The organism is Paenibacillus sp. FSL W8-0187, assembly GCF_037969755.1.
In the GTDB taxonomy this organism is placed as follows: Bacteria; Bacillota; Bacilli; order Paenibacillales; family Paenibacillaceae; genus Paenibacillus_AQ.
The window spans coordinates 2,628,488-2,646,894 of the sequence record NZ_CP150206.1 but is presented as its reverse complement, the minus strand read 5'-3'; the positions used below and the strand labels follow the sequence as shown (position 1 = coordinate 2,646,894).

General features: G+C 50.2%; 19 protein-coding genes and 1 other annotated feature (1 of these 20 cut by a window edge). Of the genes, 1 reads left to right on the top strand and 18 read right to left on the bottom strand.

All coding sequences use genetic code 11. The features are described from left to right. Positions 1 to 225, top strand: a binding site (T-box leader) (it extends 6 nt beyond the left edge of the window). 191 nt (positions 226 to 416) lie between these two features. After that, positions 417 to 2,009: a phosphoglycerate dehydrogenase gene (serA, locus tag MKY48_RS11785; RefSeq protein WP_076320940.1), complete on the top strand. Its 1,593-nt coding sequence runs from the start codon at positions 417 to 419 to the stop codon at positions 2,007 to 2,009. A 123-nt stretch (positions 2,010 to 2,132) separates the two neighbouring features. On the opposite strand, the gene MKY48_RS11780 is transcribed toward serA, so the two are convergent. The 18 genes from MKY48_RS11780 to ribD form a co-directional block, all read right to left on the bottom strand. Next, on the bottom strand, positions 2,133 to 3,566 hold the full coding sequence (locus tag MKY48_RS11780; RefSeq protein ID WP_076320939.1) for an ATP-binding protein: 1,434 nt from the start codon (positions 3,564 to 3,566) through the stop codon (positions 2,133 to 2,135). Position 3,567: 1 nt separating this feature from the next. Continuing rightward, on the bottom strand, positions 3,568 to 4,284 hold the full coding sequence (locus MKY48_RS11775) for a response regulator transcription factor (RefSeq protein WP_009595176.1): 717 nt from the start codon (positions 4,282 to 4,284) through the stop codon (positions 3,568 to 3,570). A 100-nt stretch (positions 4,285 to 4,384) separates the two neighbouring features. Then, a complete protein-coding gene (ccsB, locus tag MKY48_RS11770) occupies positions 4,385 to 5,638 on the bottom strand; it encodes a c-type cytochrome biogenesis protein CcsB (RefSeq protein WP_076320938.1) in 1,254 nt (417 codons plus the stop codon). After that, entirely contained in the window at positions 5,625 to 7,328 is a 1,704-nt protein-coding gene (locus MKY48_RS11765) for a cytochrome c biogenesis protein ResB (RefSeq protein ID WP_339292966.1), read from the bottom strand. Before MKY48_RS11765 ends, ccsB begins: the two co-directional genes overlap by 14 nt. After that, entirely contained in the window at positions 7,325 to 7,852 is a 528-nt protein-coding gene (locus MKY48_RS11760; RefSeq protein ID WP_076320936.1) for a redoxin domain-containing protein, read from the bottom strand. The genes MKY48_RS11765 and MKY48_RS11760 overlap by 4 nt, the downstream gene beginning before the upstream one ends. A gap of 125 nt (positions 7,853 to 7,977) precedes the next feature. Further along, entirely contained in the window at positions 7,978 to 8,733 is a 756-nt protein-coding gene (locus MKY48_RS11755; protein ID WP_339292965.1) for a pseudouridine synthase, read from the bottom strand. Between the two features lie 21 nt (positions 8,734 to 8,754). Continuing rightward, on the bottom strand, positions 8,755 to 9,093 hold the full coding sequence (locus MKY48_RS11750) for an N-acetylmuramoyl-L-alanine amidase (RefSeq protein WP_076320935.1): 339 nt from the start codon (positions 9,091 to 9,093) through the stop codon (positions 8,755 to 8,757). A 125-nt stretch (positions 9,094 to 9,218) separates the two neighbouring features. Continuing rightward, entirely contained in the window at positions 9,219 to 9,752 is a 534-nt protein-coding gene (locus tag MKY48_RS11745; RefSeq protein ID WP_076320934.1) for a spore maturation protein, read from the bottom strand. 6 nt (positions 9,753 to 9,758) lie between these two features. Continuing rightward, positions 9,759 to 10,391 (bottom strand): nucleoside recognition domain-containing protein, encoded by a 633-nt coding sequence (locus tag MKY48_RS11740; protein WP_076320933.1) that lies wholly within the window; start codon positions 10,389 to 10,391, stop codon positions 9,759 to 9,761. Positions 10,392 to 10,454: 63 nt separating this feature from the next. Beyond that, entirely contained in the window at positions 10,455 to 11,636 is a 1,182-nt protein-coding gene (locus MKY48_RS11735) for a D-alanyl-D-alanine carboxypeptidase family protein (protein ID WP_339292964.1), read from the bottom strand. Positions 11,637 to 11,872: 236 nt separating this feature from the next. Next, positions 11,873 to 12,322, bottom strand: coding sequence for a GerW family sporulation protein (gene ytfJ / locus MKY48_RS11730; protein ID WP_076320931.1), 450 nt, complete (start codon positions 12,320 to 12,322; stop codon positions 11,873 to 11,875). Then, on the bottom strand, positions 12,295 to 12,975 hold the full coding sequence (locus tag MKY48_RS11725) for a DUF2953 domain-containing protein (protein WP_339292963.1): 681 nt from the start codon (positions 12,973 to 12,975) through the stop codon (positions 12,295 to 12,297). Before MKY48_RS11725 ends, ytfJ begins: the two co-directional genes overlap by 28 nt. A 189-nt stretch (positions 12,976 to 13,164) precedes the next feature. Beyond that, the gene (gene scpB, locus MKY48_RS11720) at positions 13,165 to 13,770 is read right to left on the bottom strand and encodes an SMC-Scp complex subunit ScpB (RefSeq protein WP_098742993.1); all 606 of its coding nucleotides are present in this window, start codon (positions 13,768 to 13,770) and stop codon (positions 13,165 to 13,167) included. Further along, entirely contained in the window at positions 13,739 to 14,530 is a 792-nt protein-coding gene (locus MKY48_RS11715; protein WP_071223898.1) for a segregation/condensation protein A, read from the bottom strand. The genes scpB and MKY48_RS11715 overlap by 32 nt, the downstream gene beginning before the upstream one ends. A 65-nt stretch (positions 14,531 to 14,595) precedes the next feature. Next, positions 14,596 to 15,063, bottom strand: coding sequence for a 6,7-dimethyl-8-ribityllumazine synthase (gene ribE, locus MKY48_RS11710; protein ID WP_006209422.1), 468 nt, complete (start codon positions 15,061 to 15,063; stop codon positions 14,596 to 14,598). 260 nt (positions 15,064 to 15,323) lie between these two features. Then, on the bottom strand, positions 15,324 to 16,562 hold the full coding sequence (locus MKY48_RS11705; protein ID WP_076320927.1) for a bifunctional 3,4-dihydroxy-2-butanone-4-phosphate synthase/GTP cyclohydrolase II: 1,239 nt from the start codon (positions 16,560 to 16,562) through the stop codon (positions 15,324 to 15,326). Between the two features lie 47 nt (positions 16,563 to 16,609). Beyond that, positions 16,610 to 17,278, bottom strand: coding sequence for a riboflavin synthase (ribE, locus tag MKY48_RS11700; protein ID WP_339272137.1), 669 nt, complete (start codon positions 17,276 to 17,278; stop codon positions 16,610 to 16,612). Positions 17,279 to 17,301: 23 nt separating this feature from the next. Then, positions 17,302 to 18,402 carry a bifunctional diaminohydroxyphosphoribosylaminopyrimidine deaminase/5-amino-6-(5-phosphoribosylamino)uracil reductase RibD gene (gene ribD / locus MKY48_RS11695; protein ID WP_339272136.1) on the bottom strand — a complete coding sequence of 367 codons (1,101 nt, stop codon included), beginning with the start codon at positions 18,400 to 18,402 and terminating at the stop codon, positions 17,302 to 17,304. Positions 18,403 to 18,407: the final 5 nt, after the last annotated feature.

The window sequence follows — 18,407 nt, the reverse complement described above, 5'->3', positions numbered from 1 at the left end:
CCGATGATGGAAAAGAGAAGCTGTAACGTCCTCAGAGAGCCGATGGTTGGTGTAAATCGGTGGCGTAAAAGTATTCTTAAGCGTTCCTGAGATATTTCGCTGAAACTTGAAGTAGGCGCAAATCGGATGATATCCGTTACCAATCATGGTCTGAACAGACCGCTTGAGGCTGCCGCATCTTGGCAGCGAATAAGGGTGGCACCACGAATAACTCTCGTCCCTTACTACGGAGGTAGTATGCGGATTGGGAGTTTTTTTATGTTCCTGTCTCTTTGCCACGACACCGCGTCAAACCTGTATAGACCTCTTGCAGCTCTATTGGAATCTTTGGTGTATAACGGAATACGCCCAGCGTAATCCTTATTCAATATTGCAATACCGCAATTTATAGAGGATTTTAAGGAGGAAGAGAAACCATGTTTAAAGTATTGGTATCGGATCCGATCAGTGATTTGGGGATCCAGCAATTAATGGATGCCGCCGATGTGCAGGTAGACAAAAAAACGGGGCTTAATGAAGATGAGCTCACTGCCATTATCGGTGAATATGACGGGCTCCTCGTACGGAGTCAGACACGTGTGACAGAACGCATTATGAATGCAGGAACCAATCTCAAGGTTGTCGGCCGTGCTGGTGTTGGCGTTGACAATATCGATCTTGAAGCCGCTACGAAACGCGGGATCGTTGTTATTAATGCGCCTGACGGTAACACGATTACCACTGCAGAGCATACATTTGCCATGATGATTGCCCTCGCCCGCCACATCCCGCAGGCCTATGCCAAGACGGTAGGTGGATCCTGGGACCGCAAATCCTTCCTCGGCGTTGAGCTGCGCAACAAAACGCTGGGCGTTATGGGAATGGGAAGGATCGGCAGCGAGGTAGCTAAACGCGCCAAGGCTTTCGGCATGAACATCCTTGCCTTCGATCCGTTCTTGACGGAAGAGCGTGCGGACAAACTGGGCGTGACACTCTCCTCGGTAGATAACATTATCCGCAGCGCAGACTTCATTACGGTCCATACTCCGCTTACGCCGGAAACCCGCCATATGATCGCAAGACCGCAATTCGAAGTCATGAAGCGCGGCATGCGCATCGTGAACTGCGCCCGTGGCGGCATTATTGACGAACGTGCCCTCGTGGAAGCCATCGATGAAGGCATTGTTGCCGGAGCCGCATTTGACGTGTTCGAACATGAGCCGCCTGAAAGCGATCATCCGTTCCTGAACCATCCTAAGGTTATTGTAACCCCGCATTTGGGTGCATCTACCGTTGAGGCTCAGGAGAACGTTGCGATTGATGTATCGGAACAAGTGCTTCATATCCTGCGCAACGAGCCGTTTAAGAATGCGGTCAACTTCCCGCTTGTAGCGGCTAGCGTGATGAACAAGCTGCAGCCATACTTCTCGCTCGGCGAGAAACTGGGCAGTGTAGCTGCTCAGATCACCGCACACGCGGTGAAGGAGATTCACGTTGACTATGCAGGCGAGCTGGCTGAAGTCGATACGCAAGCCCTGACCCGATACATCGTGAAGGGTGTGCTGGAACGCCACCTCGGAAGCGAAGTGAATATTGTAAACTCCATGCATTTGGCGAAGAGCCGTGATCTGCACGTCGTTGTGTCTCAGACACCAAAAACCAAAGACTTTACCAACCTCGTTACCGTTACGCTTAAAACGCAAAACGGTTTGGAGCGAATTGTTGCAGGTACCCTCCTGCTGGGTTACGGCGAACGGATCGTCCGTCTGGATAAATTCCCGGTCGATATTTCTCCGGAAGGTCATCTGATTCTGATTTCCCATAACGACAAACCGGGCCTTATCGGTCGTGTCGGAACGCTGCTCGGCGAGAACGATGTCAACATCGCCTCCATGCAGGTTGGACGTAAAGTCATCGGTGGGGAAGCCATCATGCTTCTGACGGTGGATAAAGACGTTCCTAAGGACGTTCTGATCAAGCTTACCGGGCTGCCGGAACTGAACACCGCGCAGCAAATCGCGCTGGGCTAAATTCAGGCCAATTTAAGATATAAGGGGTTAATCATTGTTCCACGTAGAACAAGATTAACCTCTTAATTTCAACAAAAAAACACGCTCCCTGTGAGCGTGTTTTGTCTTTTGTGGAGACATTCCCTAAGATTCTGCCGATTTTGTTGGAATGATCATCGTAAACACCGTTCCTTCGCCTACTTCACTTGTTGCGTTAATCGTACCATGATGCGCAATCACGATATTTTTCACGATGGCGAGGCCTATGCCGGTTCCCACCGTCTCCCCCCGCACACGCGCTTTATCGGCCTTGTAGAATCGCTCAAAAACAAAAGGCAGATCCTCAGGCGGAATACCGACGCCTTGGTCGCTAATCTTCACCTGGAGAGCCTCTGTGTTCGATACGGTAATCCGATCCGCAATGATTCGAATCTGCTTGCCTGAAGGCGTATGACGAAAAGCGTTGTCCAGCAGATTGGTCAGCACCTGTTCTAGCTTATCTTCATCCGCCGCTTCGAGCAGAAGATTCGAGTGAAGTTTATTAAGCTGAAGATCAATACCACGCTCCTTGGCTCGAACAGTAAACTTCCGATATACCCTTTCACACAATTCACCTGCATCCATCTTCCGCAGGGACAGCTCTGCATGCCCCGCTTCCATACGGGTTAAATCCAGCAGATCCTTCACCAGTCGGCCCATACGAAGCGATTCCTCATGAATTACCTGTATCAATTCTCTGCTCTCTTCCGGTGAAGCTGCCATTCCGTCAAGCAGCGCTTCACTGTAGCCCTGCATCATGGACAGCGGTGTACGGATTTCATGCGACACGTTGGCGATGAAATCCGTGCGCATCTTCTCCAGCGTAACTTGCTCGGTAATATCTCTTAACACGACAACGGCGCCGCGGATCACCTCATCCGAATATAAGGGAGCCATATGGGCTGACCATATTCCCTGCTTCACATGCAGGTCAGCGCTTTGGTCTTTTCCTTCGTTCACGGTGGCATAATAAAGCTCACTGAGCGGTTTTGGCATGACATCGGCCGCCCAGCCTCCGCCCTGCAGCTCATCATCCCATTGCAGCCCTTTCCAGGTTTTCATGATTTCCTGCCCTGGCGGGTTCACCAAAATGACCTGACCATGATTATCAAAAGTAATCACCGCGTCACTCATGCTTCTCAGCACACTGGATAGATGCTCCTTCTCATGGTTCAAATTGCGGATATTCGTTTCCAGCTCTGCTGCCATATGGTTGAACGTATTGGCCAGCTCGCCAATCTCATCACTGGTTACCAAATTTAATCGAGTGCCATACTTCCCTTTACGGATGTCATTGGCTGCCTCAATGAGCTGCTGCATGGGCTGGGTAATCTTCGTTAACAGAAACAACCCGAAAAAGGTGGTCATCGAAAAACCAATAATGGCCACATAAGTAAATAAACGTTTGATGGCATCCGAATTCGCAAACGTGGTATCGATATAGGGGAGCAAAAATAATCCGAGCGTCAGCAGTACGCACGCGACTAAACAGGTTATCGTAATCCACAACTTGCCGACGAGTGATCTCCAGAAACTCACGTTACTTCGGTACCTCCAGCTTGTAGCCTACTCCCCATACGGTCGTAATCATCGCTGCGGATTCTGCGGATACCTTATTTAACTTCTCGCGCAGCCGCTTTACGTGGGTATCGACGGTGCGAAGATCGCCGAAAAATTCATAATTCCATACGTCCTTAAGCAGTTCTTCGCGCGAGAATACTTTGTCCGGGGACGAGGCTAGGTAGTGCAGAAGCTCATACTCCTTCGGCGTCAAGCTGATTTCATGCCCTCCGGCCGTCACGCGGTGAGCATCATGTTCAATGATCAAATGCGGGAAAACAATGCTGTTGCTTGGGTTCGGTTCCTTGCTCAAATAGGCCGTAGCAGACGAGCGGCGTAAAATCGCTTTAACACGATAGATCACCTCGCGCGGACTGAACGGCTTCACAACATAATCGTCGGCCCCCACTTCAAATCCCTGTACGCGATTGATCTCCTCACCCTTGGCAGTCAGCATGAGAATAGGCGTAGACTTTACCTGACGGAGACGTGTGCACACTTCGACACCATCCATCCCGGGCAGCATCACATCCAGAATAACGAGCCCGTAATCTTCGGAACTTGCTTTGCGAAGAGCAGTTTCTCCATCCTCCGCCTCTTCGATTTCATACCCTTCCTTCTCCAAATACATTTTTAACAATCGGCGAATTCGTTCTTCATCATCAACAACTAGTATGCGATTTCCGTGCTCTGACATTGGCAGCCAACTCCTTCATTTTTATAGGGAAAATCAGAAGTGGCCCTCTTGATTAAGAAAGGGCCCTTCTGATTGATCATTCACTGCTATTCGATTTACATTAATCGGTTCCCGCATAGGAATGCAGACCCGCGATTATCAAGTTGACGCCGACCAGCGTAAACATGACCACGATAAAGCCGATAACGGACAGCCAGGACGAATATTTACCCTGCCAGCCGCGCGATAGCCGGAGATGAAGGTACACGCTGTAGAACAACCATGTAATAAGCGCCCATACTTCCTTCGGATCCCAGCCCCAGAACCGGCCCCAGGCAATTTCTGCCCAGATCATGGCGAATATGAGACCTCCCAGTGTAAATACCGGGAACCCAATCGCAATGGCTCGATAACTGATTTCATCCAGATCGTCCGGATCCAATCTATTAAGGGCAGGCTGAATGAACTTGGCCAGCGGCTTGCGCAGGATAAGGCGGAGCAATCCGTACAGGATCAACCCCGTGATCAGCGACCATATCACCGTATTCAGCTTACGTCCAGCGTTCACGCCGTGCATCCAGGACGGAGCTTCCATGAGTGGAGATTTCATGCCCAAGAAGGACTGCATGCTCTCCGTTTCGCTTTTATAAGGTGCGACAAGCGGTGGCATGTTATATTCCACTTTTACTATTGTACTATTTTCTGTCTTCGGGTCAACCAAAGTCTGGTTAAATTCAGCCTGATATCCGCTCGCACGGAAGCTGTATACCGACAAAATAAATCCGATCAGGATCACGATGGCAAACATGCAGAGTTCAAGCCAGCGCTGTTCCTTGCGCGCGCCTTTGTCTGTTCCGCTAAAGTTAACGGTACGGAGCAAGTGCATCAGGCCGGCGATAAAACCGACCGCAAAAAATGCATCGCCCAGCGCAGCCAAGGTTACGTGAATCCCCAGCCAATAGGACTGAAGCGAAGGAATCAGCGGCTGCACCTCCTGCGGAAACACAGCAGCATACGCCATGATCAGAATAGCCAGCGGCAGTGCAAACAATCCGAGCAGCGATTTTTTGTAGATAAAATAAAGTACGAGGAAGGCAATCATGATTGCCATCGACAAGAAGGTCATAAACTCATACATGTTGCTGACAGGCACATGTCCAGAGCCCGCCCATCTCGTAAAGAAGTACAGCAGATGTCCGATCAAACCGATCGATGCCGTCACAAATGCAATCTTCCCCCATTTAGCCAAATGGGCTTCCGGGTCCCGCTTGCGGAACCGTCGTCCCATAACGGCAAGTGCATACATGATAAATGCTGCACAATACAAGGTAAAAGCAACGATAAATGCGTTGCCGCTAAAATCAATTAGATTCATGCTTAGTCCCCCTGTTATTCTCCAATGACTTTTCATCGACTTCGATATTCATTTGCTTGAGGATCGCGGAGATCTCCTTGCGAAGCCCAAACCAGTTCTTGTTCGTATGTGCGCCAAGGGTCAGCGTGTGGTTATCAATACGCAGCCAGATCCGGCGATGGGTGAAATAAAAGCCCATGATCAGGCCGAGCATACCGATAAAACAACCAATCCAAATGAACGGCATGGCTTTATCCACACGAATATTCAGATAAGTCGTAGATTCCGAAAAGTCCACATCGTCCATGCTCCGTACATCCAGTTGTACGAGCGCTTCCCCACCCGCCAGCTGTGCATTGATCGCTTCCTGATTAAAGCGTTCCTTATCAATCTGTTTAGGGAAGTAGAAGTATTGAATGCCTTCCTTCGGCAGTTCAGGTCCCTTAATCAGAAATAAGAATGCAGGCGCATTCGGGTTAGGTGACAGGTTTACCGGTTTGCCATTATCGCCGAGTCCAAAATCGGTAAAGGATTGTGTAAGCGTTAACGTATATTCTCCCGCCTGATACTCTCTTTGAGGATCGTCGATCGACAATGTGATTTTGCCGTATTCCTTCCCGCTCTTACTGTTAATCAGCACCGGCGAAACCGAACGGAGAATCGGGGTCAGATCATAATCGAATTGATAAGCTTTTAACCCTTTGTAATTAAGAGGATGATTCACCTCGATGTTATGGCGTGTCAATTCCACGAGCTGAGGTTTTTTATCAAAATCGTCGCAATTGGCCTCGCACATATACAGGATCGCCTGGGTTTGGAACTCCTTCGGCAGTACTTTATTCTTGCCTTTGAATTCCTCAGGCATATCGTCCTCGGTGTAGAACTCCACCTTAAAGCCATCGTTCAATAAATAGTAACTGGTGTTCTTGATGTGCACCGGTTCATCTTGAGGGAAAGCCATGTGCTCGTCCATATGCAGTCCGGGAAGATTCCGTCCAAGAACTGCAAGCAGGAAAACAATCAGACCGATATGAAGAACATAGGGGCCCCAGCGGCTGAACCGCTGCTTCTCTGCCAGTAGGGTTCCGCCATCCGTTCGCACTCGGTAACCCTTCTTCTTAATGATTGGCTTCACCCGTTCAACCCAGTCGGCACCGTCTTCATCAACATGCCCTTGGTATACCACCTTCTGGCGGGTAAGGAAGGACATGTGCTTCGGAATCCGCTGTCTGCTGAGCGCTTTGTACAGCGGCAGGACCCGGTCAAGACTGCAAATGACAAGCGATGCGCCGATCATGACAAGCAGCAGCACGAACCACCATGACGTGTATGTATGAGACAGCCCGAGCAAGTAATAAATATGCCCCAGCTGTCCGTACTCCTCTTTGTAATAAACTGAGGGGTCAATATTAAGGAATGTACTTTCCTGCGGAAAGATGGTCCCCAGCGAGGAGCCAATCAGCGTAAGCAATATCAGATATATTGCTACTTTTACCGAAGAGAAGAAATTCCATACCCTATCGATCATACCGGGGTTTTCTTTCTGTGATCGACGAGCAACGCCGTCATACCGCATTTCCAGAATCGGCTGGGCCTCCGCTTCCTCGGTCAGCGGCTTCCCGCAAGCCTCGCAGAGGACCGTCCCCGTTGGATTCTGGTGTCCACAATCACACTTCGTGTTCTGGATCAAAGGCTTGGGACCTTGACTCATTTCGCATTCACCAACTGTTCAATTTGTTTATCAAGGGTGTTCAAATCCAGTTCGCCTATACGAATATGGTCAATCTTGCCAGAGGCCGTAACAAAAAAGGTGGTTGGCATGGGCCCAACCCCATAGCTGGCAACAGCATTCCGTTTCGGATCCATCAGTATGGGGAACTTCACGCCGGTTTGAGCAACGAAATTCTCAACGGTCATTTTGTTCTCTCCCACATTAATTCCGATGATCTCAACGCCTTGACTGCTCCATTTCTCCCACTGAGCTTGTAGAGCCGGCATTTCCCGCACGCATGGCGGACAGTAGGTGCCCCAGAAATTAATCACCCTGGCCTTACCCTCGTATTCACTCATGGTATGTACGCCGCCATCCATGCCTAGAAGTTCAAAATCCGCTGCCTTTTGACCCACTTTGGGAACCTCATCAGAGCCGAATACAACGGTTGCAACGGCGTACACTCCGATCAGGATAATGGCAAGCAGAATCACAATCTGTACGCTTTTCTTTGATTTGCCCATAAAGCAGCAGCTTCCTTTCTATGACATTCATCATATCGTATACTACGGGTGTGAACATCCTATGAACAATTATAACGAAATTTGTCATAAACGCCGCTCGCCATTTTGAATATTATGTGTCGGGTTTAACGTTTTCTCTTCGGTTTCCCGCCCGGCTTAGCGGCTTTCGCCATCTGCAAAAGCTGGTTGATTTCATTCGCTGTCAAATGGCGGTACAAGCCCCGTTTTAAATTTTGCAGCAGCAGATCACCGTAAGATATACGCTTCAATCGCGTTACCGGATGGGAAATCGCTTCGAACATCCTTCTCACTTGACGGTTGCGGCCCTCATGAATGGTAATCGATATGACGGATTGTTTATTATCCGGATCCACATCCTTATACTCCACCTCGGCAGGAGACGTCATGCCGTCTTCCAGCATAATCCCTTGGCGAAGCTTGTCCAGCTCGGTGCCATGGGGCACCCCTTTCACGGTAGCCAAATAAGTCTTGGGTACATGATATTTAGGGTGGCTGAGCAGATTGGCAAATTCGCCGTCATTGGTCAGCAGCAGGAGTCCTTCTGTATCATAGTCCAAACGTCCAATCGGATATACCCGCTCTTTAATGCCCTTGAGATAATCCGATACAATTTTTCGGCCTTCGGGATCAGAAGCGCTTGTAATGACTCCCTTTGGCTTATTCAGCATAATGTATACCTTTTTCTCATTCTTAATCGGTTTGCCTGAAACCGTAATGATATCCTGGGCTGGATCGGCCTTTGTGCCGAGTTCGGTAACGGTCTCTCCGTTTACCTGCACCTTGCCTTCAAGAATCAATTCCTCGCACTTGCGGCGGGAAGCGACTCCGGCCTGTGCCATAATTTTCTGTAATCTCTCCATGTTCGTTAGGTCACCTCATTCCTAATGATAACCATCGACAGGATAAATCACAAGCGCGTTCCATGGAAAATGTGCCCCGGGACAGGTGTCGGAGTGAGGAAACAAGTATAACGGGGAAATATCATGGAGTCTGGATAGCTCCAAAATGATTTTGCTGGCGGTAAACAGCTGTGTTTTCTGGTCCAGCGACATGGACTGGTAGCCAATATTGAAGTCGCCCTCAAGACAGATGTGAATCTGTCCCGGCTGAACCAGCATGGATGAAGAAGAGACCGAGCCGTCCTGATGGATTTTAAAATCCCAGTTCCGCGGTTCCCGCTCGCACACGGTATGATGAATAACAAAACCCTCGAATTCCATTGCATCACCCCTACTACAATTTGTAACTGCAGCAGTATATGACGCGATGGAATCGAGGGTATAGGCATACGTCCTGTTACATAGAAAAAACGCTCCGTCTTACTCAGACAGCCCGCATGTCTTAATTATCCGAACACCAGCAGACATACGGCAATCGCCGCAATAAAACCGATCAAATCGGAGAACAGCCCCACCTTCAGCGCATACCGGCCATTGCGGATTCCGACGGCGCCAAAATAGACGGTCAGAACGTACAAAGTCGTGTCCGTGCTTCCTTGTATGGTCGAAGCAATTCGGCCAATCATGGAATCCGGACCATATGCCCGAATCAATTCAGTCGTGTAAGCGAGAGAGCCTGTGCCCGTCAACGGCCTGAGAATTCCCAAAGGCAAAATCTCGCTCGGTACCCCTAGCGATTGCAGAAAGGGGCCCGTCCAACCCACAAAAAACTCAAGCGCACCGGAAGACCGAAATACGCTAATGGCAACCATCATGCCGACCAAGTGCGGGATAATCCCAATCGCTGTGGAGAAGCCGTCCTTGGCTCCATCCACAAACGATTCATATACGGGCACTTTGCGCGTATAAGCATAAAGCGGAATGAATGCGATAATAATGGGAATAGACCAAGCGGATACGAGATTAATCCATGATAGCAACCCTCATCACCCCTTCACATCCGGGTTCAGGCTTGTACCGATTCCCGGCGGCTTCTGGCGGCGTATCGTCCGTCTTCGATACCATCGGTCAGCCATTATGGCGGCCGCCGTTGCAATCGCAGTGGCCAAAAGCGTGGTACCGACGATTTCCGAAGGATTAGCGGACTCATAATTCAACCTGATTGCGATTAGCGTTGTCGGTATCAGCGTAATGCTGGCCGTGTTTAATGCAAGCAGCGTACACATCGCCGGAGAAGCTGTTTCCTTATCCGGGTTTAACTTCTGAAGCTCCTGCATCGCTTTGATTCCCATCGGAGTTGCCGCATTGCCCAGACCGAACAAATTGGCGCTCATGTTAGACAGTATATATCCCATAGCGGGATGATTCTTCGGTACATCCGGGAACAGGAAGCGGACAACCGGGCCCAGCAGCTTGGCAACCTTCTTCAGCAGGCCCGCGTCCTCTGCCAGGCGCATCATGCCAAGCCAGAACACCAGTATGCTGATGAGACCGAAGGAGACAGTCACTCCCGTCTGGGCTCCGTCAAATGCGGCTTTTGTAACACTTTCGATGTTCCCGTTCACTGCCGCAAAGCAAACGCCGATCAGTATCATCCCCATCCAAATCAAATTGATCATCTCTTCGCCCCCGTTTGCTGCCCCCGCTCCGTGAGAATCCACGATCTCTTTAGCGAAGGCTAGTTATGATTTGGCCCTGAACAGATGCCTAAGCACTTCTCCTGCAGACTGCCACAGCGACAACGAACCGAGTGGTCCGGATGTGCTTCTGGACTTCTGCAAGACCTCAGGGACTTCAGGAAGCTTGCTTCCTTCCGCATAGACTGGAATTTTGCCGATGCTGACATTATCGAGCAGCAGTTCAATATGACCCCGTAGTCCGAAAGACAAGTCGGGTGTGCTCGCTTTATGCAAGACCAGTTTCTTCACCAAGCGTGCTTCCTCATCATGCGCGAACGCATACGTAAAGGAACTGCCCGTGACGAGTGGATAGCCCTGGATCTTCTGCCCTTTCTCCGTAACCTTTTTCAGTGGAAAATGGGCAAATCCGTAATCCAGCATCTTGGAATGATCATTCCAATCGTTGCCGTCGTTCAGCGTGACCGCCGCAATCTGCTGACCGTTTCGGGTGGCAGAGCTCACCAGGCAGCGGAATGCTTTTTTGGTGTAACCGGTTTTGACGCCGTCCGCGCCCTCGTAGAAACGAAGCATCTTGTTTTTGTTATCCCATTTGTAGTCCCACGCTTCATTTGGATTGGGCGCTTTCTTCGTCGGGGTTTTGACAATCTCGCTAAAGACAGGGTTCTTGAGGGCATACGCCGTCAGTTTGGCTACGTCATTAGCAGAAGAGTAATGTTCATCATGATCCAGTCCATGGGGATTCATAAAATGCGAGTTCGTCAAGCCGAGCCCTGCCGCCTTCTCGTTCATCAGCAACACAAAGCCTTCTTCCGTCCCCCCGACATGTTCGGCAATCGCCGTCGCGGCATCGTTGCCTGATCGCAGCATTAAGCCGTACAGCAAATTCTCAAGCGTCATCTCCTCACCAAGCTTCAGGAAGATCGAGGAGCCCTCTTTGGCAAAAGCATTTTTGGAGACCTTGACGCGATCATCCAGCTTGCCGTGTTCAATTGCCACGATGGCCGTCATGATCTTGGTCAGGCTTGCGATTCTCAAACGCTCGTCCCCGTTCTTACTGTACAGCACTCTACCGGAAGTGACATCAATCAGTGCAGCTGCCTGCGCATGATTGGTGGGGCCATTCTCATGATCTGCATGCACGGGGACAGCCGTAACCAGCAAGCAGCTTATGGCAATTAACATGGATAACAAAGACTTGCAGTTCGTCCATTTCATTTTCATCATCTTATCCTCCGGTGTTCAGAAATCTTGTACAAGTATATGTCGTTCACGCTAAAGGTATGTCCATTTCGCAATAGAAACGTCTGTCGACGTACTTTCACCAAGACCGCCCCCCATTAAAGTGAAGTTTTTCCAGCAATGATCGGTTTGAGTTTAGCCTCGGCTGAAAGCTTATAAATCCACTAATCTTCACAGCAAAAATCCCTTTCGCTGTGAACGAAAGGGATTTGCTTGCTCCATCAGTACGCAGGCGGAGGCGTGGTGTCGTTCGCGGCATTGCTGCCTGATTGAAACATCGACTGGATTTGATCGAGTAAAAACGGTGTCGCATCAATAATCCGTTCAAACAGATGGGTTTGATTGTCGAGCGGCACGATGTGCACGCCTTCTTTACCCACGACCAGGAAAGCAATCGGCCGAATGGACACGCCACCGCCGCTGCCACCGCCAAAAGGAAGGGCGCTGTGATCGTGATGCGTCCCGTTCGTGGTAGTTGAGTGGGTGCCTCCCGCCTCAACGTTGTAGTCGCTACCGCCGGCAGCGAAACCAAAAGCCACTTTACTGATTGGCAGGATAACGCTGCCGTCAGGCGTATTCACCGGGTCGCCTACAATCGTATTAACGTCCACCATTCCCTTGATGTTTTCCATAGCCGTTTGCATCAAGCCTTGAATAGGGTGTTCTGCCATGATCTAATTCCTCCTTTCACCTTTAACACGCGAACTATAAGTACCAGTCCAGCATACATAGCTTTTCCGCAGGAGATTTTCGCTATGCAGTTTAGCTCTGTGGAAATTTGCGGAGGACCGTTAAAGATTGGCACCACATCGATTTGGGGCATCTCTTCCATGATTAGGCGATACGACATCCATCCCAGAAGCGTATGCTTGATGCCATGCAGCAGCCCGGTCGCTACCGCTGTATCGGCCGCATGCTCAAGCGCAATCCGGGTTGACCAGCGCACATCCATGAGATGAACGGCCGCCATCGTCTGTCTCGTCCATTTTTTGAAACCTTTTGTAGACCACAATGCCCGCGCATAGTCCCTGTATCGAATAGTTCTGCTTGAAGGATCCTCCTGCTCTTTTGAATGGAGGGGAATCCCCTGCTCTACGGGAACGGTATCCTTCTTAAACTCGATCCCACCGTTTGCCAGGTGAAAGGGGACTTCATATTTCCGCGTAATCAATCCGAAGATCATTTTAATTTCCGCCAACAATTTATATTCATCTTTTCTTAGAACCACATCCAGCTTAATCGTTACCTTGGAGCTCAGCACAACGACCAGCAATACGATGAGGAGAACGACCAAACCGACCGCCAGAAAGATCCATACCCTCACGAAGTAACCCCCAAAACGTACTTAGTAAAATGTAATCCGCTTGCCTTAGTATGGCAAAAGTGCCCCCAAATGATGCGAAACGATTCCAAGTCCCTGATTTCAAATTTTCGCAAGTGACATTAAAAAATCCCGGATGGTGGATTTCTCCACGCCCAGGATTCTATTACAGCCTATTGTGTTGTATAATGGCTAACTTTCCTCTACATCATCAAACGTAAGTTGACGACCGTCAAGCTTATCGAACAACAGCTGCGTTTCCTCTTCCAAATTATCATTATCCTCAAATTGCGACGGCTCCGGCAAATCCTTGATATTGGCAAGTCCGAAATATTCCAGGAAAGACTTGGTTGTTCCATACAAAATCGGTCTGCCAATCGCCTCGGCCCGTCCGACTTCCTCGATCAGTCCTTTGCTTACCAGCGTATGGATCGCCCGTTCGGCCTTGACACCGCGGATGTCTTCAATCTCTACACGCGTAATCGGTTGACGATAGGCAACGATGGAGAGTGTTTCGAGTGCGGCTTGTGACAAGGAAGAACGGGAAGGCGAATACGCCAGGCGCTCAAAATATGGAGCATGTTCGGCCAGCGTAGCGATTTTGTAGCTCCCCGCAATCTGTACGATCTGAATCCCCCGCTCGTAACGCTCCCATTCTTCCTTCATGTCCTCAAGCGCTTCGCCAACCAGGCCATCCGACTGCTCGGTGATCTCAGCAATTTGCCTAACCGACAAGCCCTCTTCTCCCGACAGGAACAGAAGCCCCTCAATAATCGATTTCAGCTTCGGATAATCCATCAATGCGTCCTTCCCCTCTCCACTCCATGACGATATCTTCAAACAACTTCTCTTGGTAGCACAAAATTTGCTTCATTTTCATCAGTTCCAAAATGGCCAGGAAGGTTACCACAATTTCATGCCGTACCATCTCTTCGTGAAGCAGCTTGGAGAACAGGATCCTGCCTCCCGGCCCAACCTCCTCCAGGGCATCCATGACCTGACGAATCCGGTCCTTAACCGATATTTCATCCCGCTGAATGCGGGCATACGATGTGCGTTTGACTGCTTTGCTTAATGCTTTTTGAAAAGCAGCGATCAAATCCGAAATATGTAATCCCTGCACCGGATTCTCTTCCACTTCCGGCATGTAAGGCGTGAGGTCTTCGGCTTCCTTGGAATAAATTAAACTGCGTTCCCATTCCTTCTCATGCAAATGGCGGGCGATGCCTTTGTACTTGCGGTATTCGATCAGCTTGGCAATAAGCTCTGCTCTCGGATCCATGTCATCTTCTTCATAAAAATCAAACTCGTCCATCTCGATAACCGGAGGCTTCGGAAGCAATAACTTGCTTTTTATAGACAGCAGCGTTGCAGCCATCACCAGAAACTCACTCGTAATCTCCAGCTCCAGCTCCTGCATGTTGTGCAAATAGGCCATGTATTGTTCGGTAATCTCGCTGACGGGAATATCCTGGATGTCGATTTCCGCTTTATCAATCAAATGCAGCAGCAGATCGAGCGGTCCTTCAAACGTTTCCAGCTTGTATAATACGGTCACGGTGAATCCTCCCGCCAAAAAATAAAATGCAGTGCTCTAAAAAAGAGCACTACATTAAATAAGCACTATTTTAGGCTTTTCGTCAAGTTCGCCATCTCGATCGCTGCCATCGCGGAATCCCAACCTTTATTGCCAGCCTTCGTTCCCGCACGCTCCACGGCTTGTTCGATATTCTCCGTCGTGACGACACCGAAAATCGTTGGTACACCGGTCTTCAGGTTAATTGCGGATACCCCCTTGGCCACTTCGTTGCACACATAATCATAGTGCGTGGTAGAGCCGCGAATGACGGTTCCCAAGGTGATGATTGCATCGTATTTGCCGCTTTCTGCCATTTTTTGGGCGATGAGCGGGATTTCAAACGCTCCCGGCACCCACGCGACATCCACTTCGTTCTCCTGTGCGCCGTGTCGCTTCAATGCGTCCAGTGCGCCGCTCAGCAGCTTGCTGGTGATGAACTCGTTGAAACGACCTACGACGATACCGTACTTTAATCCCTCGGATACTAATTTACCTTCAAATATAGTTGCCATAATAGAAAACTTCCTTTCGGTTTGGAGTTTATATAAGGTCAAACATGGGATTTGGGATAACATCGATGTGGTTGTCCGCTGCGCTGACGGCTGCTGCTTCCGATCGCTGTTAACTCCTGATTTCATGATCTATTTTCTGGAGGGAAGAAATCAGGATTAAAGGCGACCGCTACCGCTTCTCCAGCAGCATTCCGTCCTCTTCGCTGGGTCGTTCCATGAGGCAAACCTCCCCACATGATTGACCTTTTGTGATGTGGTGATTAATTGGTGCTCTCGTTCTGCTCAATATCGTTGAATTTCAGCATATGCCCGAGCTTGGCTTGCTTGGTATGCAGGTAGCCCGTGTTATCCTCGTTCTCCGGCATTTGGATCGGAACGCGCTCGACCACCTCCAAGCCGTATCCTTCGAGGCCTTTGATTTTGCGTGGATTGTTTGTCAGCAAGCGAATTTTTCTGATCCCCAAATCCTTCAGGATCTGGGCTCCGATGCCGTAATCACGCAGATCTGCCGCAAAGCCGAGCTTCAGGTTGGCGTCTACCGTGTCGAGTCCCTCCTCCTGGAGCTTGTAGGCTTTCAGTTTGTTGATTAAGCCGATGCCCCGCCCCTCCTGGCGCATGTAGAGAAGAACGCCTCTGCCCGCTTCATCGATTTGGCGGAGGGCCGCCTCGAATTGGGGACCGCAATCGCAGCGATGGGAGTGGAACACATCTCCTGTCAGGCACTCGGAATGCACGCGTACGAGGACAGGCTCATTCCCATCGATCTCCCCTTTTACCAAAGCTACATGCTCTTTATTGTCCACGTCGTTGGTGTAGGCAACCGCTTGAAACACGCCGAAATCGGTCGGCATCCGCACAGCTACCTCTCGCTGGACCAGCTTTTCTTTTTCATTGCGGTAATGAATCAGATCCTTGATGCTGATCAGCTTCAGATCATGCTTCTTCGCAATCTCCACAAGGTCCGGCAGCCGTGCCATTGTACCGTCTTCCTTGATTACCTCGCAGATGACGCCGGCCGGATAGGACCCGCTCAATCTGGCAAGATCGACAGCGGCCTCCGTATGCCCTGCCCGGCGCAGGACGCCTCCATCTTTTGCGATCAGTGGGAACATATGACCCGGTCTTCGGAAATCGGATGCAGATGCATTCGAATCCAAGATACCTTTGACGGTGATGGACCGCTCATAGGCCGAGATGCCTGTCGTGGTATCCTTATGATCAATGGAGACCGTAAAGGCCGTTCCATGATAATCCGTATTTTGGGTAACCATCGGTTTGAGGTCGAGCTCCTGAGCTCTGGCCTGCGTCATGGGCAAACATACCAGCCCTCTGCCTTCGGTGATCATAAAATTAATGACCTCCGGAGTTGCCATATCAGCTAATGCGATAAAATCGCCCTCATTCTCACGGTCTTCATCGTCTACGACAATGACGACCTTGCCTTCCTTCAAATCGGTTAACGCCTCTTCGATTGTATGAAATGAAAAGCGCTCATCCATCGCTACTCCTCCTTCTTCTCATGGAGACTCTATGTGAAGCACTCGGCTTAGGCAAATCCATGCTCTGCAAGATAATCCCTGCTGATTCCCGGTTTTGTCCCGCCTCTGCTCCCGGCCCTCTCTGAGCCGTAATGCAGCAGGTGATCTACATATTTTCCTAAAATGTCGCATTCGATATTAATCGTATCGCCTGCTTTTTTATATGCCAGCACCGTCTCCGCCAGCGTGTGGGGGATGATGGATACCGTAAAGGAGGAATCTGTTGTTTTGACAACGGTCAAGCTGATTCCATCCAGTGTGACGGAGCCCTTCGGAATGATATATTTGAATACATCCCCACTCGCGGGCGCAATCTCGTATACTACGGCATTCTGATCTGCCTGCACATTCCGAATGACGCCGACGCCATCCACATGCCCCTGAACGATATGGCCTCCAAATCGACCTCCGGCCGCCATTGCCCGTTCCAGATTCACCTTTCCGCCTGGCTGCAGTTCCTTAAGGTTCGTATTTCTGTAGGTTTCCGGCATCACATCGACCGTAAATATTCCTTTGTCAATCGTTGTGGCTGTCAAGCAGACGCCATTAACGGATACGCTGTCCCCCAGCTTTAAATCATTCATGATCCGGCTAGCGGAAATGCTCAGCAGCATGGCTTCGCCTTTCCGTCCGATACGCCTCATTTCGCCGATCTCCTCAACCAATCCAGTAAACACAGGCTTCCCTCCTTTCTTTCTCCTTATTTCCAGACCGGAATCCCGGTGACATAAATATTGTCGCCCAGTCTTTCCGTCTCAAGTCCTGTCAGCATAATCGCTTGGTCCATCTGTTCATACCCGCTGAACATGTAATTTCCAGGTGCATCATACCCTCCGATAATCTTAGGGGCGATAAACTGGATGAGCCGATCCACCAGCTTCTGTTCCAGCATCGAGCCATTTAGAGTACCGCCACCTTCCAGCAAAATGGAGGCAATCCCCTTCTGTCCCAGCTTCGCCAGCCCAGCCTTCAGATCCACACGTGGACCTGGCCCGCAGGGGATGACCTGAACGCCCAGCTCTTCCAGCCCGATCCGCTTCGACTCATCGGCCTTCTCCGTCGTCAAGATCCACGTTGGCGCCGATCCGTCTGTCACGACATGGCTGTCGGGCGGGATTCGCAGGCTGGAATCCACGATGATCCTAATCGGATGCAAACCTTTCACACCAAGTCTCGTTGTCAGGCTCGGATTATCCGCGATAACTGTTGACACGCCAACCATGATGCCTTGATGGCGATGACGCAGCGTATGCACAAGCTCTCTTGATTCTTCATTGGATATCCACTTGCTATCGCCGGTTTTCGAAGCGATTTTGCCGTCCAGCGTGCTGGCCGTCTTTAACGTTACGAAGGGCAGACCCGTCGTAATGAACTTAATGAAGGTTTCGTTCAAGCGAAGCGCACGTTCCTTAAGGACACCGGTCTCAACCCGGATTCCCGCTGCGCGCAGCATTTGAATCCCTTTGCCCGCAACCAGAGGATTAGGGTCCTCGCAAGCAACAACCACTCGCTGAACACCCTCGGCAATCAGCCTCTCGCTGCAGGGCGGCGTCGTACCATAGTGACTGCAGGGCTCCAGTGTCACATACACCGTACTGCCCGCAGCTTTGCTGCCAGCCATATTTAGGGCATGAACCTCAGCGTGCGGTGTTCCGCGCTCCAAATGCGTTCCCACCCCTGCAAGCGCACCATCCTTAACAACGACACAGCCGACAACCGGATTTATCCCGGTTTGACCCTGAGCACGTTCAGCTAGGTCCAGCGCAAGTGACATATAGAATTCATCGTTGACGATATCCATGGTAA